Genomic DNA, 21073 nt, shown 5'->3' with positions numbered 1-21073 from the left:
CTGCAGGCAAGCCGCGCCGGCGGGTCACGACCGCGCCGCCGGCGGGCAGTGACCCAACGCCACAGTCCGTGGATGGCAGGCGGGAGCCCGCCGTGCTCGCCGGGGAAGACTCGCCTGCGGCCTGGGGAGACGCCGACGTCCGTTACGCGGACGATCGTGTCGAGAGCCCTCGCGGTCCAAACGACGACCGACTGCGCGCCGATAAGCCGCCGCACTATGGCTGAGCGGGCCATCGAGCCGAACGACCCTACCGTCCCAGGCTCGGATCCCGAGCATCCGACAACCGGACAGGTCCCGATCGTCTCGAGCGTCGACGGACCAAGGCCACCCATCCCGGCCGAGATCTGGGTGCTGCTCGTCGCGACGTTCTTCATCGCGATCGGCTTCGCGCTCATCGTGCCGGTGCTCCCGCAGTACGCGCTGAGCTTCGGTGTCGGCGCGACCCTAGTCTCCGTCGTGGTGAGCGCGTTCGCCTTCATGCGGCTGGTCTTCGCCCCAGGGGCCGGCGCGCTCATCAACAAGCTGGGGGAGCGGCGCATCTACGTCGCTGGCCTCCTCATCGTGGCGGCCTCGACGGCCGCCGTGGCCTTCGCGCAGGACTACTGGCAGCTGCTCGTGTTCCGAGGCCTCGGCGGGGTCGGCTCCGTCATGTTCACGATCTCGGCGGCGGGCATGATCGCGCGCTACTCGCCACCGCAGATCCGCGGGCGAATCTCGGCCCTCTGGGGCGGCATCTTCCTTATCGGGAACATCGCGGGACCCGCCGTCGGCGGGGCGCTCGCTCAGTTCGGTATCGGAGTCCCGTTCCTAGTCTACTCGGGCACGCTGGTCATCGCAGCCGCGATCGTCGGCATCATGATGGGACGCGCGCACCGCATTACGGCAAGGAAAGTCGCCGAAGAGGCCGGCCTGCACGACGCGGGAGACGATCGCGCGCCAGCGGCGAGGAAGCTCGAGCCGAAGAGCTTGCGCGAAGCGCTCCAAGACTCGGCGTACCGAGCTTCCCTGGTTTTCGGCTTCGCGAACGGATGGGCGAACTTCGGCGTACGCACGGCCATCCTTCCGTTGTTCGTCGCGACGAGTATCAGCCAGGAACCGTGGGTCATCGGCGTGGTCATCGCGGTTGGCGCGGTCGGCAACGTCATCTCGCTGCAGTACGCGGGGCGCAAGACTGACCGCGTCGGGCGGCGGCCGTTCATTCTTGCCGGTCTCGCCATCTCGGCGGTGGCGATGTTCGCGACGGCTTTCGCGGGCGACATTGTCACGATGCTCGTCCTGAGCTTCGTGCTCGGCCTCGGCTCTGGCCTTGCGGCGCCGGCGGAGCAGGCCGTCATCTCCGACATCATCGGCTACGGCCGCAGCGGAGGCCAGGTGCTCTCGACCTACCAGATGACGCAGGACGGTGGCAGCATCCTCGGACCCATCGTGGCTGGCGTCATCGCTGACCTCTTCGGGTTCACGTGGGCGATCATCGTCTCGTCGGTGATGCTCGCGATCGCCTGCCTGTCCTGGGTATGGGGCCGCGAGACGTTCCGCTCAGCGTGAGACGCAAGAACGCCGCCGGGTGACCGGCGGCGTTCTTTGTGCAGTGCATGCGGCTGCGGGGGTGCTGCGACGTGACTAGGCGCGCGTCTCTGGGCCTTCGCCCTCGAGCTTCGCGGGTGACTCCTGCTGCGCCTTGAGAAGGTCGCGGATCTCCTCGAGCACGTCCTTCTCGGTGACCGCTGCTTCGACGGCGGGCTTCGGCTTGCCGTGGATGAGGCGGTAGCTCATGTCGTTGAGCTTGTTGATCGGCACGATGATCGCGAAGTAGACGACCGCTGCGATCAGCACGAACTGGATGATCGCGGCGATGACCGCGCCGAAGCCGATCTGGGCGCCGAGGATATTAACGGTCGCGGCGGCGATGTCGTCAGCATCGAAGATGGCGGCGATGATCGGGTTGAAGATGCCATCGACGATGGCGGTGACGATGCCGGTGAACGCGGCACCGATGATGACGGCGACGGCAAGCTCGATGACGTTGCCACGCATGATGAATTCGCGGAATCCCTTCACGGGGTCCCCTTTCGTTCTGTACTTGAAGTACTGAGATGTGTCAGTTCAGGAAGCAGCTGGAGTGCTGCTGGCGCTGCTTGAAGCTGCAGCTGGTGCCGGGTCCTTCTTCGCCTCTGCGGCGGCAGGTGCGGAGGATGAGCCTGAGCTCTTCTTCGCGCTGGCTGCTGAATCGGTCCGGTAGAACCCGGATCCCTTGAAGGAGACGCCGACGGCACCGAAGACCTTGCGCAGCTTGCCTCCGCACTTGTCGCAGACGGTGAGGCTCGCGTCGGCGAACCCCTGCTGGATGTCGAAGGCGTTGTCACATTCGGTGCAACGGTATGAGTAGGTAGGCATAATCTCGCTTTCGGGACCAGGACAGCATAATCGCGCCAGAGAGCCCGCGGGGTAATGCGTCAGAAACGTGTGGTGCCGGACGGCGTGACAACTCCGTTGACGCGCTCGTCGTGCACTTCGCGGGGGACGGTGCCGACGAGCTCGTCGTCGTAGATGACCGCGTAGATAGGGGGACAGCCGACCATCGATCCGAGGGTGCGGTCGTAGTAGCCGCGGCCCCAGCCCATCCGGTAGCCGCTGGTGTCGACGGACGCGGCTGGAACGATGATGAGGTCGGCGTCGCCGAGCGCGATGGGGCCGAGGAGCTCGCCGAGTGCTTCGGGGAACCCGAGCTCGTGGGGCCGCTCCGATTCGCCGTCGGAGACGACCCAGTCGAGGAGTCCGTCTTCACGGGTCACGGGGAGGAGCACGGTGATGCCTTGCGTGCTCGCCCAGTTCAAGAACGGTCTCGTGTTCGGCTCGAATTCTCCGGAGAGGTAGCAGGAGATGCGGGTGGCGCCGTGGGCCGCCACGAGGCCCTGCAGATGTCGCGAGAGCTCCTCGCCGTGCTCGGCGAGCTGCAGCTCCCCGTGGCTGCGTCGTCGCTGTCTGATCTCGGCGCGGAGGGCACGCTTCTCGGTCTTCGCGTCGGTCGCCATGTCTCGAGCCTAGCGAAACCATTCCGGCTGGTTTGGGGAGAAGCGGGGAGCGAACCCGTAGGCGGCGCCCAGTTGACGCGCAAAGGTCAAGTGCGTTTCGCGATGACATTCGCGGGCCATACGATACGGCCTATGTCCTCGCGCATTACTAAGGCCGTTATTCCAGCTGCGGGTCTCGGGACGAGATTCCTGCCCGCAACAAAAGCCATTCCGAAGGAAATGCTGCCGGTTGTCGATCGTCCCGCCATCCAGTACGTGGTCGAGGAGGCTGTCGAGGCCGGGCTGTCCGACGTCCTCATGATCACCGGGCGCAACAAGACCACGCTCGAGAACCACTTCGACCGGGTTGCCGAGATCGAGGCGCTGCTCGAGGCGCGCGGCGAGACGGAGAAGCTCGCAAGGGTGCGAGCCGCGACGAATCTCGCAGACGTGCACTACCTGCGTCAGGGCGACCCCCTCGGGTTGGGGCACGCGGTGCTGCGCGCCAAACAGCACGTGGGTGACGAGGCGTTTGCGGTGCTCCTCGGCGACGACATCATGACGGGTGCCGGTTCGCTGCTCAAGCGGATGATCGCCGTGCACGAGGCGACCGGTGCGAGTGTGGTGGCGCTGCAGGAGGTGGAGCCCGCAATGATCTCGTCGTACGGCGTCGCCGCCTACGACGTGGGTTCGAGCGTCGAAGACGGCGTGCCTGGTGCTGGTTCGGACACCATCCAGATCACGGGGCTTGTAGAGAAGCCCGCCCTCGAGGATGCGCCATCGAACTTCGCCGTCATCGGCCGGTACCTCCTGCGTCCTGAGGTCTTCGCGGTACTCGAGGAGACGAAGCCGGGCGCCGGTGGGGAGATCCAGCTCACGGACGCCCTGCAAGTCCTCGCCGCGAAGCGCGAGGAGCTCGGCGGCGTCGTCGGCGTCGTCTACCGGGAGCGTCGCTTCGACACGGGCAACAAGCTTGACTACATCAAGGCGATCGTCGAACTCGCAGTCGATGACCCCAAGCTCGGCCCCGCGCTCAGCCCGTGGCTGAAGCAGTTCGCCGATTCCATCGGAGAGTAGACTCCGCTTTCTATGAGCGCATCCGTTCCCACGCTGACGCACGGCCCGGTGTCGCTGCGTCCCATCAGGGTTCGGGACGCGCGCGAGCTCGAGTCCGTGTTGCTCGCGAACCGCGAGTGGCTCCAGCCCTGGGAAGCGACGAGCCCCGGCGGTGGCGGGCGCTGGGATGTGCGTGGCGGCATCCGCTCGCTGCTCGCGCAGGCCTCAGCGCACACGGCTCTGCCGTTTGTCATCGCCTACGAAGGGCGTTTCGCGGGTCAGCTCACGGTTTCTGGCATCAGCTACGGCGCACTCTCCTCCGCCACCCTGGGGTACTGGGTCGCGCGTGAGTTCGCGGGGAAAGGGCTCGCGACGGTCGCGACCGCCATGGCGACCGATCACTGCCTTCAGGGACTCGGGCTGCATCGCATGGAGGTCTGCATCAGACCGGAGAACGCGAAGTCGCTGCGAGTCGTGGAGAAGCTGGGCTTCCGCTACGAGGGGCTGCGCCGTCGCTACATCCACATCGACGGAGACTGGCGGGATCACTTCTGCTTCGGCGTCGTGCGGGAAGAGGTTCCGCAGGGGGTGCTGAGGCGGTGGCGTGAAGGCGCCGCTGACGAGGCGGAAGCGCGGGTGCCTCAGTCCGATTGGGAGCGGACGGCGCAGCCCTTGCGCTGAATGCCAGTTCCATGCGCGGAAGAAGTTCGGGATTCCCGACTCAGACACTCCGCACCAATCGGAGGCCGTAGGTGCCTCCGCGCTTAATGTTGACGCCATGCAGTTCGGCAGCAGTCTCGTCCTCGCCCTGGCGGTGACGCTCTGGCTTGCCTATTTCGTGCCAACGTGGGTGCGCCGCCGCAACTACCTCGCGACCGAGCAGAACGCCATCCGGATGCAGCAGGCGCTGCACACGCTCGCGAACACCAGCCACCTCGGCGAGGCACGGGTCCGTGCCGATGGTCGCGGTGTGAGCGAGCAGGAGCGGCGCATCAAGCGCGCGCAGGCTGAGGCGGAGCGCGCCGAGCGCGAGCGCGACGAAGCGGCTCGACGGGCTCTGCCTGCGGTCGCCGTGCCCCGTTCTGTTGAGGATCGGCAGCGGGCCGCTCGTGCGACGCGCCGCGCTCGCCTCGTGACTTCGCTGCTGACGCTCGTCGGACTCATCGCGGCTGCGGTTGGGATCTGGCTGGGCGCAAGTGCTGGGGTCTGGTGGGTGCTGGTTGCTGGCGTTGTGACGGTGCTTGCCGGAGTCGCGGGCCTGCAACGTCTTGCGCGCATCGCGAATGCACAGCGTCTCGCGGCGCGCGCCTCTGGCGCAGCGCAGCGCGAGGTGCGCGCTGAGCGCCGTGCCGACGCGACGATCGACTTCTCTGTGAGCGATGCTGCTGCCGTCGAAGTGCAGCCCGCCGTTGCAACGCAGGTGACGGAGCCGCTCGGCGGCTGGGTTCCGGTTCCTGTGCCGAAGCCGCTCTATCTCGAGCGTCAGTCGGTTGACGCCCTGACGAGCGTCGAGGAGGAGTCCGGAGCGCCCGGGCGTCCAGGGCCCGACGGTCCTGGTGGCGGTGTCGAGGTGGAGAAGGTCAACCATCTCGAGCTGCTCCGTGAGGCGGCTCGCAGGTCCGAGCAGAAGATTCGGGACGCGCACGCCCAGCCCGGCATCGCGACGTTCTCGACCCGTGCCTCCGCGGCGACGCAGGGCATGCCACTCGCGCAGACGGCCGCGACCCGAGCCGGTCTTGCGCAGTCCTCGCCCGCGCTGAGCGAGGTCGTGCTGAACCCGATTGTGGTCGCCCCGGTTGAGAAGCGACCGAGCCGCTGGGCGAGCATGGGCGTTGTCGAAGAGGTTGAGCCCGGCATGGGCGACCTCGACGCTGCACTGCGACGTCGTCGCGTCGGCTAGTCGCATTCGGCGTGCGCGCACGATCCACTAGTCTGGTCGGATCATGGCAACACCAGTAGACGGCGACCCGTTCTCGCGCACCGACGACTCATCGATCGATGTGCCGAACGGAATCTTCGCGGCGGGCGACGAGATGCTCGACCGCACCGGCGCGACGAACGCGCGCCTTGTGCTCGGTGGTCCCTTTGCCCGCTTCCGCGCCGCGCCTGCAGCGGCCCGGTTGAGCTGGTTCGTGGCCGCGGTGGCCCTGGTCGTCGTTGTGATCGTGATTCCGGTCGCGATCGGATCCTTCGCTTCGGTTCGCAAAGAGTCGCTTGCCGCGTCGACGGCGGCCCCGGCTCAGCCGGCTGTTGTCGTGTTGAGCGCTGAGACGCTTGCGGTGAGCGCTCAAGTGGACGCGATCGAGCCTGCCTACGTCATGTCGAACGGTCTCGTGACCGACGAGTCGAAGACGAAGATGGGCGACCTGCTGACGACGGCCCGCGAGCAGATCGACGCGAATGACGCTGCTGGTGCTGCCTCGACGATGGAGTCGGCCGTGCCGTACTTCGTGTCTGAGTACTCGCAGCGGGTTGCGACGGCGGCCGAGACGCAGGTTGAGGAGTACGACCAGTCCGAATGGGAGACGGATGAGCGGCTGGCTGAGCTCATCGAGGTCGTTCGTGCGAACGCTCAGGGGCAAGATCTGCCGGCGCTTGTGGCTGCTGTCATCGAGATCCCGCAGCTCGTCGGCGACGCGAGGGCTGAGCACTTCGGCAATCGGCGTACCTACGTGCCGCCAGCTCCGACGACTGCAGCGCCCGCGCCGACGGCACCCGCGGCGACCCCGCCTCCGGCGACCGAGGCTCCGCAGATGACGCAGGCGCCCGCCCCGTCACAGGCCCCGGAGCCAGAGCCCACGAAGGCTCCTGAGCCCGAGCCGACTGGCGGACCCAACTTCACCTCGGGCCCGAACGGCGACTAGAACGGTGGCGGCTCGCTTCCTGCGGGCCGCGTGCGCGGAGCGTCTTCGACCTGCCCGGCTCTTCCCATGCGGCTCGGACGAGGGAAGTTGCCGGATCGACTCTGTTCGTCGGACCGATACTCTCCGTCGGACCAATACAGTTCGTCGCTGGGTCTGAAGATCACGCCGTGGGGTTCTGGTCTGCTGATGTAGACCTTCCCGCTTGGGGTGGTCCATTCGAGGACGCCGCCGCCGAGTTGTTTCACTTTCCAGGCGGTGTGGTGTTTGACGATGTGGTGGTGTTTGCAGAAGTGAGGCTGTCGCACGAACGATTCTGAGCTGGGTTTCGGAGTTCGATCCTGGTTCGTGGGCAGCGTTCCCGGGGGCGCGGGAAACCCGCCCGGGCTAGCCGCGGATGGCCCGATGGAGCTTGAGCAGATTATGGGCGGTGCAGATCAGGCGCCACTCGCTTTGTACTGAGGCGAGTCCTCGCCCGGCGAATCTTCGGTAGCCCAGGTTGGCTTTGATGTTCCCGAAGACCGGCTCGATCGAGTATTGACGTTTCGCGTAGACCCTTCGATTTGCGGGTTCGCTGAGTTTATCGGCTCATCGCGTTTGAGAGTGTAGAGAGGGCCTGAATCCTCCGGTCTCGAGGAGTGATCTTGCGATGTAGTGGGTCAGGTTCCGGAAGCCGAGCGCGATACCGCGGAGGTGCTCGAGGCGCCCGTTAATGGCCTCGGTCGGGCCGTTGCTGCTCCCGGGATGATCGAAGAACGCGAGGATGTCGGCGGCCCGGTGCTTGAACGTGGTGCCGAGCGTTGCCAGCTCCGGGACCGTCTTCGCGGTAGCCTCGGCGAGCGCATTGATCACGGCGCGCAGCGCGGTCTTCCCGAGCTGCTTCCGGGGTTCTCGATAGGCAGTGATCACGCGTTGATAGATCGTCCAGACAGCCTCGACCTCGGCATGCTCGGGGTTCGCGAACACGCTCTCGAGACGCCCGATCTGACGCTCAGTGAGGAGCGTCGTCCCGGTGCGCAACGCTCGCCTGACGCCGTAGAGCGGGTCGCTCGTGCGGCCGCGGTGTCCGGTCGTTGCTTGCTGGACTCGCTGCCGGCAGGTATCGAGGGCGTCACCGGCCAGCTTCACGACATGGAACGGATCGAGGACCTCGACCGCGTCTGGGAGCTGTTCGACCGCGGCGGACTTGAAGCCCGTGAACCCGTCCATCGCGACGATCTCGACACCGGTGCGCCATGCGTCGGGGCGGGCTTCGAGCCAGTCCCGGAACACGGCCTTCGATCTGCCCTCGACCATGTCCAGAAGGCGGGATGGGCCTGTCTTGGCGCGGATCGGGGTGAGGTCGATGATCACGGTCACGTACTTGTCTCCGTGTCGCGTGTGTCTCCAGACATGCTCATCGACCCCGATCGTGGTGACGTGCTCGAAACGGCGCTCATCGTCGATGAGCAAGCGATGCCCTTCGGCCAGGACGGCGCGGTTCGCGGCGTCCCAAGACACATCAAGCGCTTCAGCGACTCGCGCGACCGAGAGATGCTGACACACGAGCGAGACCAGACTCCATCGCAGCGCGGCTCGGGAGAGCTTCGCGCGAGGTGCGGCCGCGGCGGTCGTGTCTTGCCGCCAAACGTGTTTGCAGTGCTCGCACCGGTAGCGGCGCACCTGGAGCAGGAGCACAGTAGGTCGCCATCCGGAAGGTTCGTGCGCGAGCCTGCGCGTCACCGAGTCTCTCAGCCTCCCCTGGCTGCCGCAGCGGTGACACCAGTCATCGGCCTCAACGACCCGGCACATGAGGACCGTTCGCTCGTGCGTCACGAGCTGCCCGGTCACCTCCAGCCCGAGGTCGTCAAGACGGCAGAAGGTCGTGAGGTTCGGCGACTGGAGGGTAGCGTTACGCATGTCGAGGTCTCTCGGATGGGTGTGTAGGAACTTCCATCCTGGGAGACCTCGACCTCTACCAGCGCAAAGACGCGCTACCCCACTCCTACACTCTCAAACGCGATGAGCCAGTTTATCGTTCATTGATTTTCGAGCTATTCCAGGTTCTATCGCATCGCCGCGAACGTGGGCGAGCATAGCGATCACCCTGCTCTCAGAAACTTGTAATTCATCTCTTGCTGCCCTTCGCGATATCTCACCGGAGTTTACTCGCTGGACAACGGGAATCCATTCGCTCGGTTCCGGTTCCCGGTTCCGAGTTACTTTCTGTCCTTGCGACCCGAAGTAACGCTTGGTCATATCCCGAACCCAGGTATGGGATACACCAAGAATTTCTCCCGCCGCCCGCTGCGTGAGCTCACCGCGATTGACTTTCGCGAGCACGATGAGTTTGTCATCGTCTGGCTTCTCTTTCGTTCTCCAGGTCGGGTTCCGTGTCGCGATGAGGACGTCGGCCCCAACGTCTGTAGTTCCGTTCGCGGTCGTCCAGTAGCCTGCATCGGCAACGAAAACGCCAACTGGCGTGAGGGATTCTGCGAGTTTCAGATTACGGCTGACACTTTCCGTCATGGGCACAAAAGAAGGTTGGTCATTTGTTGAGGAGTTCACCGGCTCTTCGGACTTTCGGTGGGGGTAGGGCTCGCCGGGTGAGGTTCGACGGGTAGGGGTCGAGGTCCCGGAGGATCAGAAGCGCTAACCACCTGATCCATCACGAGGACCTCGACGTGCTTCACCCTACTTCGGTGTGCGCTGACGCGCGCTCTGCCACTGACCCGTGTTCCCGCTGTGACCTCCTGCTCGGCCTCGAGGGCGTCCATGTCGAGCACGTGGACCGCCGCAACGGACTACTGATCGTGACGGTCTCGAGTCCTGCGGCGCCTGCCGGTTGCCCGTCGTGCGGGACCGTCGCGACCGGCCGTGGACGTCGCCGCCGGCTGCTTCATGACGTGCCCGGCATGACACGGGTGCGAATCGTGTGGCGGCAGCGAGTCTGGCGGTGTGACGAGTCGGGCTGTGCACGGCAGACGTTCGTGGAACAGCTGCCGTCTCTTGTCGCCCCGCGTGGGGTACTCACCCGACGCGCGGTCGTCTGGGCAGTCGGTCAGCTGCGTCGCGAACACGCCACGATCGAAGGACTGCGTCGCCAGCTGGGCACGTCGTGGAAGACGGTGTGGCGGGCCGTCGAGCCGGAGCTTGTGAAGCTCGCGGCCGATGAGTCCCGGTTCGAGAACGTGACAACGCTGGGCGTTGACGAGCACATCTGGCATCACGTCGACCCGCGCAAGCGCGGTCCGAAGGAGCTGACCGGGATGGTCGACCTCACCCGCGACAGCACCGGGAAGACGCGGGCCCGGCTGCTGGACCTCGTGCCGGGCAGGTCGGGGAAGGCCTACGCGACCTGGCTCAGCGCACGTGGCGACGCATTCCGCAAGCAGGTGAAGGTCGCGGCGCTGGATCCGTTCGCCGGTTACAAGACCGCGATCGACGACAAACTGCAAGATGCCACCGCCGTGCTGGACGCGTTCCATGTCGTCAAGCTCGGCACTCAAGCGGTCGACGAGGTCCGCCGCCGGGTCCAGCAAGACACCCTCGGCCATCGCGGACGGACCGGCGACCCGCTCTACGGGATCCAGACCATCCTCCGCGCCGGGGCGGAGAACCTGACCGAGAAGCAGCAGGCCCGCCTCATCGCGGCGATCGAGGCGAACCCGGCCCACGACGAGGTGTTCGTCGCATGGCAGTGCGCCCAACAACTCCGCGCTGCTTACCACCAGAGAGACCTGACCACGGGACGCCGGATCGCCGAGAAGGTCATCGAGTCGTTCCACACCTGCCCGATCCCCGAGATCGCACGCCTCGGCCGCACCCTGCGACGCTGGCGCTCAGCGTTCCTCGCCTACTTCACCACCAGCCGGGCAAACAACGGCGGCACCGAGGCGATCAACGGGATCATCGAGCTGCATCGTCGCCTCGCTCGCGGCTTCCGAAACCGAGAGAACTACCGGCTCCGCATGCTCCTCGCCGCCGGCGGACTCACCCCATGACCCCCACCGAATGTCCGAAGAGCCAGTTCACCTCGGCGGCGAGAACTATGTTCTGAACCGTTGCCGCAGCCTGCGCGTTATACCCCTGCATCACTCCAGACGCTTTCCTTGCTATCACGAGCGAGTGCGGGTCCGTCGTGTTGCCCTTCCGCGCGCTCGCCGTGCGTGCAGGTGTCTGAGAGGGCTCGGGTCCCCTTGGTTTCTTCCCGGTTACCGCCGCCTTTTCAGCGCGTTCTTTCATCCGTGTTTCGTAGTCACGTCCTCGCTGGCCATCGATCTCATTCAGTGCTTCACGAATTCGCTCGCGACGACCGCCACCTCCAGCCCATTCCTTCGGGAGATCACCCCCGCGGTTATCCCCGAGCTGCGCGTCCTCGCTTGCATCCGTAGCTTCGGCTTCCGCAAGAATTTCTGCCGCCAGTTCCTCGCGAGACTTATTCGCGAAGTACGAAGCGTTCGCTTCAATTTTCGTCCCGTCTATCGACACAACTCCGGTATCCACCAGGCCCGCTCTCACACAAAGTCCGAGAACTTGCGAGAACAGGACAGAGATCGCTGCCTGGTGCCGCCGGCGAAATCGAGCAAGCGTAGCGTGGTCCGGAAACTGGTTCGCGGTGAGAACTCGATAAGCGACGTCTTCAATGCAACGCCTCTCGAGTCGTCGAGATGAACGCTCGCCCGTGCAGTAGGCATAGACTAAAACGCCCAGCATCATTGCCGGATCGTAGACCGAACCCCCACGGCCATCCGCGCGATGTGCCGCGTAGAAAGCACTCAAATCGAGTTCGCCGACTGTTTCCAGAACGAACTGCCCTTGCGCGACCCCCGAGGACACCTTCACAAGCAACGCGACGTCGTCCGCGATCGAGCGGACATGCATGGCGGACTCCGCGCATCCGTCAGCGACATCGAACGCGTGCCCGAAGTCGTACGCCGCAGCGTGCGCTCGCAACTGCAGTGCAGTAGCGCTCGCGATCATCGCGGCCGCCTGCTCCTCCATCGCGAGAATCTCCGCCCGACGGGCCGCGACCGACGCCGGGTCCGAGGGATCAAACCCACGGCCCGGAAGATCGGAATCGCGGTGCTGTTGCATGCCCCCAACACTACGGACCACCACCGACATTCGAGAGGGTCTTGGATAACTTTCCATCCCGAAACGCTCTGTCCACAGGAGCGTCAGAGAGTTATCCCCAGATCTGGAGTGAACTCAGATGCGTCACTATTCGTATACATGTTCGATTCTAGGTACGGTTTAACTGTGAAACGCAATTAACTAAAAATCCTCGCGCAATCTTCGATCAATCCCAGCAACGAGGCAGCCGCGCCTGCCGAGCGAACTCCTCGACGACGAGCTTCAGTTCTCAGCCTTGCCGATCTTCCAGTAGCCGGAGAAGGTGATCGAGCTCGGTGGCAGGTCGCATTGCCGGACGAGGTGTCGGCGGATGACCTTCACCGTCGTCGACTCGCCCGCGACCCAGGCGTAGAACGAGCCGGAGATCTCGGTGTCGATGGCCCAGGCGTCGATGGCCTGCGTGAGGCGCTCGCCGTAAGGGTGTTCGCCTCGCACAAGCCAGGTGACGACGACGTCGCCATTAGCCGTGGGCATCGGGACGCAATCGGCCGCGGTGGGTACTTCGAGGAAGACGCTCGCTGCGGTGCCCTTGGGGATGCGCTGGAGGATGTTTCGGACGGCGGGGAGACCCGACTCGTCTGCCGCCAGGAGAAGGCGCCGTGCGCCGTGCGGCTGGAAGTCCATGCCGCCGGTTGAGTCATCCGCCCGGCTGTCCGGACCGACGACGATGAGTTCGTCCCCGGGTTGCGCGGTCGACGCCCAGGAAGTCGCCGGACCGGCTGGCTCGTGCAGGACGAAGTCGATGTCGATTTCGCGTTCCGCCGGGCGAACCGCGCTTGGCGTGTAAGTGCGGATCGGGTTGCGGTGCTCGTCGGGGAGCGTGCGCCAGCGGGTGTACCAGTCCGTGAGGGACGGTGGGGGAGAGTCCTTGATTCCGAAGTCGCCGTACGTGCCGTCTGGGTGCTGGATGATCAGCTTGATGCGGTGGTCGTTGCCGTGCGGCGCGAAGTGCTCGAGCTTGTCCCCGCCGAGCGTGACTCGCACGTAGCTGGGTGAGACTCGTGCGACTCGCTTGACCTTGGTGACGAACGGCGGGAACGGGGTGTAATGCTCTGTCATGCGGGGATCGTGGCCGGGGCGCGCTGCACGACCGCTGCCCGCGCGAGGGGTACGACGAGTGGAGTGCCCGTTTCGGGATCGGGCAGGACACGGGCTCGCACGCCGAACACATCGGCAACGAGCTCCTCTGTGACAACTTCGGACGGGTGGCCCTCCGCGATGAGCTCGCCTGACTTGAGGGCGATGAGATGAGTTGCGTAGCGTGCCGCCTGGTTGAGGTCGTGCAGCACGGCGATGAGGGTCTTGCCCTGGCGGTGCAGCTCCGCGCAGAGCTCGAGGACGTCGATCTGGTGGGCAAGATCGAGGTACGTCGTCGGCTCGTCGAGAAGAACGACGGGCGTGTCCTGTGCCAGGACCATAGCGATCCAGACCCGCTGTCGCTGTCCCCCGGAGAGCTCATCGACGCTACGGTCGGCGAGCTCGGTGAGTCCGGTGCGCTCGAGCGCGTCCTCGACCGCGTCGTCATCGTCGTGGGACCAGCGCTGCAGGATGCCCTGGTGCGGATGCCGGCCACGGGAAACGAGGTCGGCCACAGTGATCGTGTCAGGGGCTATCGACGTCTGCGGGAGGAGCCCCACGCGTTTGGCGAGTTCCTTGGACTTGAGTGTGCGGATGTCGGTGGAGTCGAGGAGCACGCTTCCGCCGGCAGCGGGGAGCAAGCGGGCAAGGGAGCGGAGGAGCGTCGACTTGCCGCAGGCGTTCGGCCCGACAATGACGGTGAACGAGCCGGATGGGATGGTCACCTCGAGCCCGTCGAGGATCGTTCGCTGCTCGTAGGCGACCGTCAGGTCGGCGGCGCGGAGCTCACCGCTCACGCGAGACCGCGCTTAGAGGCGTCGGTCGTTGAACGCGACCTCTCGGTAAGAAACGCGCTGTGGTGTCGCATGTCGTGGACCAACTTCATCTCGCATCTGGCGAATGCAGGCAAGGCTTGCCTTCATGCCAAGTATTCCACGATTCCGTGCCGCACGGCGAGTGAGCAAACGCGCATTCCGAGAACGTGCCTGCGTAGCGCGTGCCGGCGCACGTTAGGCGGCCAGGGCGTGCGCCCGGTACTGGCCGGGGGTCACGTTCAGGACGCGCCTGAAGGCGTCGATGAAGGTGCTGGTCTGTGCATAGCCGAGGGATCGCGCTACGAGAGCAACACTTGCTCCGTTCGAGAGCTGCTCGAGCGCTGACTGCACCCGCACCAGTTGACGCCAGCTGTGGAAGGAGATGCCCGTCTCGTTCTGGAAGATTCGCGCGAGCGTCTTGCTGCTGAATTCGAGCGCCTCGGCCCAGTCATCGAGCGACCTGCGGTCGCCGGGCTCAGTGGTGAGCGCATCCGCTATCGGAAGGATGCGCCGGTCGCGAGGCATGCGAACTCGAAGGTCGTGGGAGGCCGGGGAGAGGTTGTCGAACAGGACTCGTTCGATGTTGCGACGCTGCACCTGCGTGAGGTCGACGGCGCGCAGTCGGGCGAGAAGCTCGAAGAGCAGTGGAGTGATCGAGACGCCGTAGGCCTCGCGTGGTCGCAGGAACGACTCGCGCTCCGAGAAGAAGGTCGCCTGGAACTCACAGTGAGCCGAGGTTCTGCTCGTGTGGAGGGTGCCGGCGGGGACCCAGACAGCGAAGTGAGGGGGCACAACCCAGACGCTCCGCTCCACGACGAGCTTCATGATGCCTCGCTGAACGGAGAGCAGTTGGCTCACGGGGTGGGAATGGGGTTCCCACTCGAGCGGCTGACCGTACTCTTGCGGCGACAGCGTGGTCGCGGCTGGGAGCAGTGCAGGGGGCGGTGAGACGTCGGGCTCGATCACGATGGTGTGAGAGTCACGTTGCCACGTTGGTGGCAGTCCGGCGGTGCGCATGATCCGTTATGGTACACATCCTCGGACCGTTCCAAATAGGCATCCATGCGTACTCAAGAAGCTCACACGAATTCTGCGATTCGGTGCTTCGTTTTTGGGGATTTCCGACAAGCATTCGGGATTTTTTGGCGCGGCCAGCGCCACATACTCGATGCGGGTCGGATTGGCGGTCGGTGAAGCCTGGTGGTAATGTTTCGCTTCGTCAGGGCCTATGGCGCAGTTGGTAGCGCGCCTCGTTCGCATCGAGGAGGTCAGGAGTTCGAATCTCCTTAGGTCCACTGATAGCGAAGAGCCCGGCCGAGTTTCGGCCGGGCTCTTCGCATCGGTAGGAGTGCCGCCACGGTTCTGGCGGCACCATGCCTCAGTCGAGGTCTCGGTACCGCTTTGCCCCGGCGAGCGCTTCGACGAGCTCCGACTTGCTCACCTTGGCACCGTAGCCGGGGGTGTCCCTCTGGATACGCCAGCCTTCGGAGAGCGGGGTGAGTGCGACGGTGTCGAACCCGAACTTGTCGTAGAGGCCACGGGCGAACTCGAGCCCCGCCTCGCTGTTGCTGGCCGCGACGAGCGCGCGACGATCTGCGGAGCCGAGCGGACGCGCATCCGCCGTGATGTCGGCCGCGCCGATGTGGTTGAACGCCTTGACCACGTGCGACTCGGGGAGGTGCGCCTGCAGCAGCTCTGAGGTGGTTGTCGACTCGTCTTCGAGCTCGGCGATGCTGCCGTCGCGCTGCGGGTAGTAGTTGTTGGTGTCGAGCACGATTTTGCCGGCGAGTGCCTCGATGGGAACGGTGCTGTAGGCATGCAAGGGGATGGTCACCACGGCGATGTCTGCGGCCGCTGCGGCTTCGAGTGCGGTGGCGGCGCGGGCGGTGGGGCCGAGCTCGGCCACAAGCGCCTCGAGTGTCTCCGGTCCGCGTGAGTTGCTGAGGACGACGTCGTAGCCCGCCTCCACCGCCTTACGTGCGACCTGGCTGCCAATGTTGCCTGCTCCGATGATTCCAAGAGTTGTCATGCCGTGGACAACTCCGGCAATGCGCTCCTGCTTCCGGTGTGACATCGCGTGACGGATGATGACGTCACTAGAATCTCTGCAACACGAGGAGCAGACATGGCCGGGCATCGCATCTACGGGACCGCATTCGCGGACGTCTACCCGCACTACGTCACGAAGGCGGAGCGAAAGGGGCGCACGAAGGCTGAGGTTGACGAGATCATTCGCTGGCTCACCGGCTACAGCGAGACGCAGCTCGACGGCACGCTCGAGAGCCGCGTCGACTTCGAGGCGTTCTTCGGCGAGGCGCCGCTCATGCAACCGAACCGCTCGCTCATCAGAGGCGTTGTCTGCGGGATCCGCGTGGAGGAGATCGAGGAGCCCCTCATGCAAGAGATCCGCTACCTCGACAAGCTCATCGATGAACTCGCGAAGGGCAAGGCCATGGAGAAGATCCTCCGCAGCTGACGCCTCACGTCTTCGCGGCGTGCGCCTCCGCCTGTCCTGCCGGTAGCGTGAGGGCGTGAGCGTCATCGGCACGTCAGGTAATCCGGCCCCTTCTTCGAGGAGCCGAGGACGAGCTGGCGAGCGCGAACGGCGTGCTGGGCGCATCACTGGGCTCGACCTCGCTCGGTTCCTGGCGCTCATCGGCATGATGGCCACTCACGTCTGGGTCACGAACTCGGACGGATCCACGCCGGCCCTCGCTGCCTTCCTCGGCGGCAAGGCGGCGGCCCTCTTCGCCGTGCTCGCGGGTATCGGCGTTGTGCTCACGACCAGGCAGCAGCGTGAGCGCAAGGCGCATGGCGCGGCGGCCCTCAACGTGTTCGGGCGCGGCCTGGCGCTCATGCTGATCGGCATGACGCTCGGCCTCGTGCCTGGCCCCATCGCCGTGATCCTCGTCTACTACGGCCTGGTGTTCTGGCTCCTGATTCCCCTCCTACGGCTCTCGAACCTGTCGCTGCTCATGGTCGCGACAGCCTGGGCGGGCCTGTGGCCGTTCTTGTCGATGCTCCTTCGCGCACCGCTCAACGTGGGCTCCGAGCTCGGGACACCAAGTTGGCTCGATCTCGCGCATCCGCTTGAGCTGATTCGAGGGCTGTTCGTGACGGGCACCTACCCGGTGCTGACCTGGGTCGTCTACGCGATCGTCGGCATGGTGGTCGGGCGGATGCTCCTCATCTCCAGGGAGCGCGGCACGATTCTGCAGTTGAGCTTGGGGCTTGCCAGCGTTGGCGCCGTGCTCGCGCTTGTCGGCGTCGGCGTCAGCCTGCTTCTCGCTGGTCCCTTCGGCGGGCTGAGCTCGATCAGCGCCTCGACGGGCGCCGGCGACCGGGCCTCCGAGTTGTTCTACTCAGCGGCTTTCGGCACGTCTCCGACTGAGAGCAGCTGGTTCCTGGCGTCACCCGCGCCGCATTCCGGGACGACGTTCGACCTCGCGATCACTGCTGGCACGTCACTCATCGCGATCGGTGTCTGCCTGGCGTTCTGCCTCCGGCTCGGGGACGCGGCGATCCGATTTCTCGGGCCGGCGATTGGCGCAGGCGCGACGCCGCTCACGATCTACGCGGTGCATGTCATCGTCGCCGGGGTCACGTACTCAGTCGTTGTGCACGGCGGCGCGCTCGCGGATGCGCCCGAGCTGTTCTGGCTGGTCTCGAGCGCGCCGATCTGGCTCATTCACGTGGCGTGCGCCCTCGGCATCGGTGCCGTCTTCTACTGGTGGCAGCGCCGTGGGCCGCTTGAGGCGGCCGTCACGTGGACGGGGCAGCGGTTCGCGTCGCTCACGACACGTCGCCGGTGACGCGCCTCGCTCGAGGCGCGTCCTAAAACGCAGACGGCGCCCGCCACCTTGTGGTGTGCGGGCGCCGTCCTCGTCTGGCGTCTCGGCTACTTGCCTGCGAGCGCCGTCTCGATCTGCGGGGCGACCTCGTCGATCGCGTACTTCACGGCGAGTGTTGTGCCGAGCGAGTAGGCCGAGGCGATGTCACCGTCGATGACAACGGCGCGGCCGTCCGCGACGGCGGGAATCTGCTTCCACTGCGCGTCGTCGGTGATCGCCGACGTCTCGATGAAGATCGGGAAGGCGACGATCAGGTCGGCGTCGAGGAGGTCGAGCTGCTCGTTGGAGACGGTCGCTGAGAATCCGGTCTCGGCGACGGGGAGCTCGGCGATCTTCGGGCTCTGCGCGAAGCCGAGGTTCTCGAGGAACGCGACGCGCTCGCTGCCGTCGATGTAGGCGCCCCAGCCCTCGGCGGTCTTCGTGGCCGCCGTCGCCGTCTTGCCAGCCCATTCGGGGTTGGCATCCGCGACTGCCGCGAATGCTGCGTCGACCTCGGCGAGGAGTTCGTCACCCTTCTCGGGCACGCCGAGCGCGCTCGAGATGAGCTCCATCTGCTGTTCGGTTGTCGTCAGGTAGCTGTCGCCGCCCTCTGGTACACCCACGGTTGTCGTGATGGACGAGAGTCGGTCGTAGCGGTCCTGGTCGCCCGAGCTCTTTGTGTCGAGGATGAGGTCGGGCTCGAGAGCAGCGATCGCCTCGTAGTCGGGCTCCATGGTTTCGATGATGACAGGAGCCGTGTCGTAGAGGCCCTCGGCCCACGGGCCGACTCCCTCGCCGCCGAACGCGAGCCAGTCAGAGGCTCCGACGGGCTGGACGCCCAGGGCGAGGGCCGTTTCGGCGTCGCCCCAGCCGAGAGCGACGATGCGCGTGGGCGCCGCGTCGATCGTGATCTCGCCGAACTTGGTGTCAACGACGGCGGGAAACGCTCCGTCCGCCGCGGGAGCGGTCGTGTCGTCGGCAGCGCCGTCCGAGGTTGCGGAGCATCCCGTCAGCAGGAGTGCGGCGGCGGAGGCGAGGGCGAGGCCCTTGGCGAGGTGTTTCATGAAGGCCTTCTGTCTGAGTGAGCGGCAGTCGATGTAGGTTAGCCTAAACTCGGTTGTCGTGACGTCAGAAGTGAAGGTCAAGGCACCTGGTGGTGTGGCGCGGTCCAGTGCAGGCACCGCACGGCGTGTGTCCGCCGGCCGTCGCGTCTCGATGCTCCTCATCTCGGCCGCCCTGGTCGCGATCAGCTGCGCCGCCAGCATCGCTATCGGGTCCCGAGAGGTGCCCCTCGACCAGGTCTGGGCCGCTGTCATCGGGGGAGAGGTCGATCAGGCCACACGCACGGCCATTCTCGACCTCCGCGTGACGCGGACCATCATCGGCATCCTCGTGGGCGCCGGGCTCGCGGTGGCGGGCGCGATCATCCAGTACGGTCACGAGGAACCCCCTCGCCGACCCGGGAATCCTCGGCGTGACCTCTGGTGCGTCGTTTGCTGTCGCGCTCGCCGTCGCGGTGCTCGGAGTGACAAACCCAATCGGCTACGTCTGGTTCGCGTTTCTCGGAGCCGCCGCGACGACCGTACTCGTCTACTTCCTCGGCAGCGGGAAAGGAGGGCCAAATCCGCTCAGGCTTACGCTCGCGGGCATGGCCTTCGGTGCCGTTCTGAGCGGGATCATCGCGGCCATCAGGTTCAGCGACCCTGAGCGCTTCAACGCGCTGCTCGTGTGGGAGTCTGGCTCCTTCCAGTTGCGGACGCTCGAGACGACCTTGCCGGTTGCTCCGTTTGTGGTCGCGGGGATTGTCTTGGCGCTCGCCCTCGGCCGTTCCCTGAACGCGCTCGCCCTCGGCGACGACCTTGCTCACTCGCTTGGATCGTCTGTGGCGCGCACCAGGGTCCTGTCCATCGTGGCGGTCACGTTGCTCGCCGGTGGAGCGACGGCGATCGCCGGACCCATCGCGTTCGTGGGTCTCATGGTCCCGCACTTGGCGCGGGCGATAGTCGGCCAGGACCAGGGCTGGATCATGGGGCTCAGCGTCCTCCTCGGGCCCTCGCTCGTGCTCGTCGCCGATGTGCTCGGAAGGGTCGTCCTGCGCCCTGGTGAGCTTCCCGTTGGCATCGTGACGGCATTCATCGGCGCCCCAGTCCTCGTCGCGCTCGCGCGTCGCAAGAAGGTGAGCGGGCTGTGACCGCACAGGAGAGTACACAGCGTGAGGTCCGTAGTTCGGGGCAGGCCAGGCCGCTAGGGCCCGCGCGCGTCGCCCGCGAGCACCGGCGTCGCCGCACGGTCGTGGTGACGCTTAGCCTCGCCGGCATCGCCCTGGTGCTGGCCGTCGTGGCGCTCGGACTCGGCAAGTACCCGCTGAGCCCGATTGAGGTGCTCGAGGCGATCTTCGTCCCTGACGGTGGCTTCGCCACGACCGTCGTCCTCGAGTGGCGCGCGCCGCGCGTTGTCGCGGCGCTCGTGTTCGGGGCCGCGCTCGCCGCCTCTGGAGCCCTCTTCCAGTCGCTTACGAGGAACCCACTCGGCTCGCCCGATGTCATCGGCTTCTCCACTGGCGCGTACACGGGCGCCGTCATCGTCATCATCGCGGGCGCTGGCACGTTCATCGGGACGGCGCTCGGCGCGCTTGCTGGCGGCATCCTGACGGCGATTCTGGTGTACGCGCTTGCCCGCCGGGGCGGTGTCAGCAGCTTCAGACTGATCGTCGTGGGTATCGGCGTCACCGCCTTCCTCCACGCGCTCAACACGTGGATGCTCCTCCGCGCGCAAACGGAGGTCGCTATGACGGCGTCCATCTGGGGAGCGGGATCGCTGGCGCTCGCCCAGTGGTCACAGCTCCTGCCCGCCGCGATCATCCTGGTCCTCCTCATCCCCGCAGTTGCGATGCTCGCCGGCCCACTCCGGCAGCTCGAGCTCGGGGATGAGACCGCGAGGAGCCACGGCGTGCGCGTCGAACCGACACGCTTCGCCGTGCTGATCGTCGGCGTCATGCTCACCGCCGTCGTGACGGCGGCGACGGGACCGATCGCGTTCATCGCACTCTCTGCACCGCAGCTCGCGCTCCGCCTCGAACGGGGGCCCGGTGTCCCGATCCTGTCCTCGGCGGTCCTCGGCGGCGTCCTGTTGCTCGCGGCTGACCTCATCGCGCAGCATGTGCTCGGCGGCACCGTTCCCGTCGGGGTCGTGACGATCGTCATCGGCGGCGCGTACCTGGTCTTCCTGCTCGCGCTGCAGTCGCGGCGGTGATCCGAGGTGCTCGGCTGTGCTTGGATTGCTTCATGCTCAGCAAGCACCATGACATC

At 65.9% G+C, this 21073-nt stretch carries 21 protein-coding genes, 1 tRNA gene and 2 pseudogenes; 12 read left to right on the top strand and 12 right to left on the bottom strand.

What is annotated here, in order from left to right; translation table 11 throughout:
- Window positions 1–216 precede the first annotated feature (216 nt).
- A complete protein-coding gene (locus FHX72_RS06930; protein WP_183623857.1) occupies window positions 217–1545 on the top strand; it encodes an MFS transporter in 1329 nt (442 codons plus the stop codon).
- A gap of 75 nt (window positions 1546–1620) precedes the next feature.
- Here FHX72_RS06930 and mscL read toward each other — a convergent pair whose 3' ends face one another.
- Genes mscL through FHX72_RS06915 form a run of 3 tightly spaced genes read right to left on the bottom strand, consistent with a single transcriptional unit; the run spans window position 1621 to window position 3032 of the window.
- Window positions 1621–2058 (bottom strand): large conductance mechanosensitive channel protein MscL, encoded by a 438-nt coding sequence (gene mscL / locus FHX72_RS06925; protein ID WP_082775199.1) that lies wholly within the window; start codon window positions 2056–2058, stop codon window positions 1621–1623.
- A 45-nt stretch (window positions 2059–2103) separates the two neighbouring features.
- Entirely contained in the window at window positions 2104–2394 is a 291-nt protein-coding gene (locus FHX72_RS06920) for an FmdB family zinc ribbon protein (RefSeq protein WP_068478908.1), read from the bottom strand.
- A 59-nt stretch (window positions 2395–2453) separates the two neighbouring features.
- Window positions 2454–3032 carry a 5-formyltetrahydrofolate cyclo-ligase gene (locus FHX72_RS06915; RefSeq protein WP_183623855.1) on the bottom strand — a complete coding sequence of 193 codons (579 nt, stop codon included), beginning with the start codon at window positions 3030–3032 and terminating at the stop codon, window positions 2454–2456.
- Window positions 3033–3164: 132 nt separating this feature from the next.
- Here FHX72_RS06915 and FHX72_RS06910 point away from each other — a divergent pair, with 132 nt between their 5' ends.
- From FHX72_RS06910 to FHX72_RS06895, 4 genes are all read left to right on the top strand, one after another.
- A complete protein-coding gene (locus tag FHX72_RS06910; RefSeq protein ID WP_183623853.1) occupies window positions 3165–4088 on the top strand; it encodes a UTP--glucose-1-phosphate uridylyltransferase in 924 nt (307 codons plus the stop codon).
- A gap of 12 nt (window positions 4089–4100) precedes the next feature.
- Window positions 4101–4748: a GNAT family N-acetyltransferase gene (locus FHX72_RS06905; protein ID WP_068478897.1), complete on the top strand. Its 648-nt coding sequence runs from the start codon at window positions 4101–4103 to the stop codon at window positions 4746–4748.
- A 97-nt stretch (window positions 4749–4845) separates the two neighbouring features.
- The gene (locus FHX72_RS06900) at window positions 4846–5967 is read left to right on the top strand and encodes a hypothetical protein (RefSeq protein ID WP_183623851.1); all 1122 of its coding nucleotides are present in this window, start codon (window positions 4846–4848) and stop codon (window positions 5965–5967) included.
- Window positions 5968–6010: 43 nt separating this feature from the next.
- Window positions 6011–6931, top strand: a complete 921-nt coding sequence (locus FHX72_RS06895; RefSeq protein ID WP_183623849.1) for a hypothetical protein — start codon at window positions 6011–6013, stop codon at window positions 6929–6931.
- A 384-nt stretch (window positions 6932–7315) separates the two neighbouring features.
- Here FHX72_RS06895 and FHX72_RS06890 read toward each other — a convergent pair.
- The 3 genes and pseudogenes from FHX72_RS06890 to FHX72_RS06880 all read right to left on the bottom strand — a co-directional run.
- Window positions 7316–7492: pseudogene (locus tag FHX72_RS06890) on the bottom strand (transposase); the annotation flags it as partial.
- 24 nt (window positions 7493–7516) lie between these two features.
- Window positions 7517–8827, bottom strand: coding sequence for an ISL3 family transposase (locus FHX72_RS06885; RefSeq protein ID WP_183623847.1), 1311 nt, complete (start codon window positions 8825–8827; stop codon window positions 7517–7519).
- Between the two features lie 93 nt (window positions 8828–8920).
- Window positions 8921–9436 (bottom strand): hypothetical protein, encoded by a 516-nt coding sequence (locus FHX72_RS06880; RefSeq protein ID WP_183623845.1) that lies wholly within the window; start codon window positions 9434–9436, stop codon window positions 8921–8923.
- A 155-nt stretch (window positions 9437–9591) separates the two neighbouring features.
- Between FHX72_RS06880 and FHX72_RS06875 the strand changes: the two genes are divergently transcribed.
- Window positions 9592–10911: an ISL3 family transposase gene (locus FHX72_RS06875; RefSeq protein ID WP_420874862.1), complete on the top strand. Its 1320-nt coding sequence runs from the start codon at window positions 9592–9594 to the stop codon at window positions 10909–10911.
- Here the strand turns inward: FHX72_RS06875 and FHX72_RS06870 are convergent.
- From FHX72_RS06870 to FHX72_RS06855, 4 genes are all read right to left on the bottom strand, one after another.
- On the bottom strand, window positions 10901–12004 hold the full coding sequence (locus tag FHX72_RS06870; protein WP_183623843.1) for a transposase: 1104 nt from the start codon (window positions 12002–12004) through the stop codon (window positions 10901–10903). The genes FHX72_RS06875 and FHX72_RS06870 overlap by 11 nt on opposite strands.
- Before the next feature lie 261 nt (window positions 12005–12265).
- The gene (locus FHX72_RS06865; RefSeq protein WP_183623840.1) at window positions 12266–13102 is read right to left on the bottom strand and encodes a siderophore-interacting protein; all 837 of its coding nucleotides are present in this window, start codon (window positions 13100–13102) and stop codon (window positions 12266–12268) included.
- Window positions 13099–13917, bottom strand: a complete 819-nt coding sequence (locus tag FHX72_RS06860; protein WP_183623839.1) for an ABC transporter ATP-binding protein — start codon at window positions 13915–13917, stop codon at window positions 13099–13101. The genes FHX72_RS06865 and FHX72_RS06860 overlap by 4 nt, the downstream gene beginning before the upstream one ends.
- 213 nt (window positions 13918–14130) lie before the next feature.
- Complete coding sequence (locus tag FHX72_RS06855; protein ID WP_183623837.1) at window positions 14131–14952, bottom strand: helix-turn-helix transcriptional regulator; 822 nt, start codon at window positions 14950–14952, stop codon at window positions 14131–14133.
- 205 nt (window positions 14953–15157) lie between these two features.
- On the opposite strand from FHX72_RS06855, the gene FHX72_RS06850 reads away from it, so the two are divergent.
- Window positions 15158–15230 (top strand) — tRNA-Ala (locus FHX72_RS06850).
- Window positions 15231–15313: 83 nt separating this feature from the next.
- Here FHX72_RS06850 and FHX72_RS06845 read toward each other — a convergent pair.
- Window positions 15314–16072, bottom strand: coding sequence for an NADPH-dependent F420 reductase (locus tag FHX72_RS06845; RefSeq protein ID WP_276510448.1), 759 nt, complete (start codon window positions 16070–16072; stop codon window positions 15314–15316).
- Between FHX72_RS06845 and FHX72_RS06840 the strand changes: the two genes are divergently transcribed.
- Together FHX72_RS06840 and FHX72_RS06835 are read left to right on the top strand one after the other, a co-directional pair.
- Window positions 16061–16411 carry a DUF2200 domain-containing protein gene (locus FHX72_RS06840; RefSeq protein ID WP_068478787.1) on the top strand — a complete coding sequence of 117 codons (351 nt, stop codon included), beginning with the start codon at window positions 16061–16063 and terminating at the stop codon, window positions 16409–16411. The genes FHX72_RS06845 and FHX72_RS06840 overlap by 12 nt on opposite strands.
- 55 nt (window positions 16412–16466) lie before the next feature.
- Window positions 16467–17747 carry a heparan-alpha-glucosaminide N-acetyltransferase domain-containing protein gene (locus FHX72_RS06835; protein ID WP_183623833.1) on the top strand — a complete coding sequence of 427 codons (1281 nt, stop codon included), beginning with the start codon at window positions 16467–16469 and terminating at the stop codon, window positions 17745–17747.
- Between the two features lie 86 nt (window positions 17748–17833).
- On the opposite strand, the gene FHX72_RS06830 is transcribed toward FHX72_RS06835, so the two are convergent.
- Window positions 17834–18829 (bottom strand): ABC transporter substrate-binding protein, encoded by a 996-nt coding sequence (locus tag FHX72_RS06830; RefSeq protein ID WP_183623830.1) that lies wholly within the window; start codon window positions 18827–18829, stop codon window positions 17834–17836.
- A gap of 151 nt (window positions 18830–18980) precedes the next feature.
- Between FHX72_RS06830 and FHX72_RS19340 the strand changes: the two are divergent.
- From FHX72_RS19340 to FHX72_RS06820, 3 genes and pseudogenes are all read left to right on the top strand, one after another.
- Window positions 18981–19136: pseudogene (locus FHX72_RS19340) on the top strand (Fe(3+)-siderophore ABC transporter permease); the annotation flags it as partial.
- 103 nt (window positions 19137–19239) lie between these two features.
- The gene (locus FHX72_RS06825) at window positions 19240–19956 is read left to right on the top strand and encodes a FecCD family ABC transporter permease (protein ID WP_338110062.1); all 717 of its coding nucleotides are present in this window, start codon (window positions 19240–19242) and stop codon (window positions 19954–19956) included.
- Window positions 19953–21017 carry a FecCD family ABC transporter permease gene (locus tag FHX72_RS06820; protein WP_183623828.1) on the top strand — a complete coding sequence of 355 codons (1065 nt, stop codon included), beginning with the start codon at window positions 19953–19955 and terminating at the stop codon, window positions 21015–21017. The genes FHX72_RS06825 and FHX72_RS06820 overlap by 4 nt, the downstream gene beginning before the upstream one ends.
- Window positions 21018–21073 lie beyond the last annotated feature (56 nt).

This window comes from Pseudoclavibacter helvolus, from assembly GCF_014191305.1.
In the GTDB taxonomy this organism is placed as follows: Bacteria; Actinomycetota; Actinomycetes; order Actinomycetales; family Microbacteriaceae; genus Pseudoclavibacter; species Pseudoclavibacter helvolus.
Note: the sequence above shows the minus strand (reverse complement) of the source record. Positions and strands in the feature narration are given on the sequence as shown.

What these genes read in the sequence shown, in the direction of transcription:
- FHX72_RS06930 (WP_183623857.1), top strand. Translation starts at nt 217, where the DNA reads ATGGCTGAGCGGGCCATCGAGCCGAACGACCCTACCGTCCCAGGCTCG.
- FHX72_RS06920 (WP_068478908.1), bottom strand. Translation starts at nt 2,394, where the DNA reads ATGCCTACCTACTCATACCGTTGCACCGAATGTGACAACGCCTTCGAC.
- FHX72_RS06915 (WP_183623855.1), bottom strand. Translation starts at nt 3,032, where the DNA reads ATGGCGACCGACGCGAAGACCGAGAAGCGTGCCCTCCGCGCCGAGATC.
- FHX72_RS06910 (WP_183623853.1), top strand. Translation starts at nt 3,165, where the DNA reads ATGTCCTCGCGCATTACTAAGGCCGTTATTCCAGCTGCGGGTCTCGGG.
- FHX72_RS06905 (WP_068478897.1), top strand. Translation starts at nt 4,101, where the DNA reads ATGAGCGCATCCGTTCCCACGCTGACGCACGGCCCGGTGTCGCTGCGT.
- FHX72_RS06900 (WP_183623851.1), top strand. Translation starts at nt 4,846, where the DNA reads ATGCAGTTCGGCAGCAGTCTCGTCCTCGCCCTGGCGGTGACGCTCTGG.
- FHX72_RS06895 (WP_183623849.1), top strand. Translation starts at nt 6,011, where the DNA reads ATGGCAACACCAGTAGACGGCGACCCGTTCTCGCGCACCGACGACTCA.
- FHX72_RS06885 (WP_183623847.1), bottom strand. Translation starts at nt 8,827, where the DNA reads ATGCGTAACGCTACCCTCCAGTCGCCGAACCTCACGACCTTCTGCCGT.
- FHX72_RS06880 (WP_183623845.1), bottom strand. Translation starts at nt 9,436, where the DNA reads ATGACGGAAAGTGTCAGCCGTAATCTGAAACTCGCAGAATCCCTCACG.
- FHX72_RS06870 (WP_183623843.1), bottom strand. Translation starts at nt 12,004, where the DNA reads ATGCAACAGCACCGCGATTCCGATCTTCCGGGCCGTGGGTTTGATCCC.
- FHX72_RS06865 (WP_183623840.1), bottom strand. Translation starts at nt 13,102, where the DNA reads ATGACAGAGCATTACACCCCGTTCCCGCCGTTCGTCACCAAGGTCAAG.
- FHX72_RS06855 (WP_183623837.1), bottom strand. Translation starts at nt 14,952, where the DNA reads ATGCGCACCGCCGGACTGCCACCAACGTGGCAACGTGACTCTCACACC.
- FHX72_RS06840 (WP_068478787.1), top strand. Translation starts at nt 16,061, where the DNA reads ATGGCCGGGCATCGCATCTACGGGACCGCATTCGCGGACGTCTACCCG.
- FHX72_RS06845 (WP_276510448.1), bottom strand. Translation starts at nt 16,072, where the DNA reads ATGCCCGGCCATGTCTGCTCCTCGTGTTGCAGAGATTCTAGTGACGTC.
- FHX72_RS06830 (WP_183623830.1), bottom strand. Translation starts at nt 18,829, where the DNA reads ATGAAACACCTCGCCAAGGGCCTCGCCCTCGCCTCCGCCGCCGCACTC.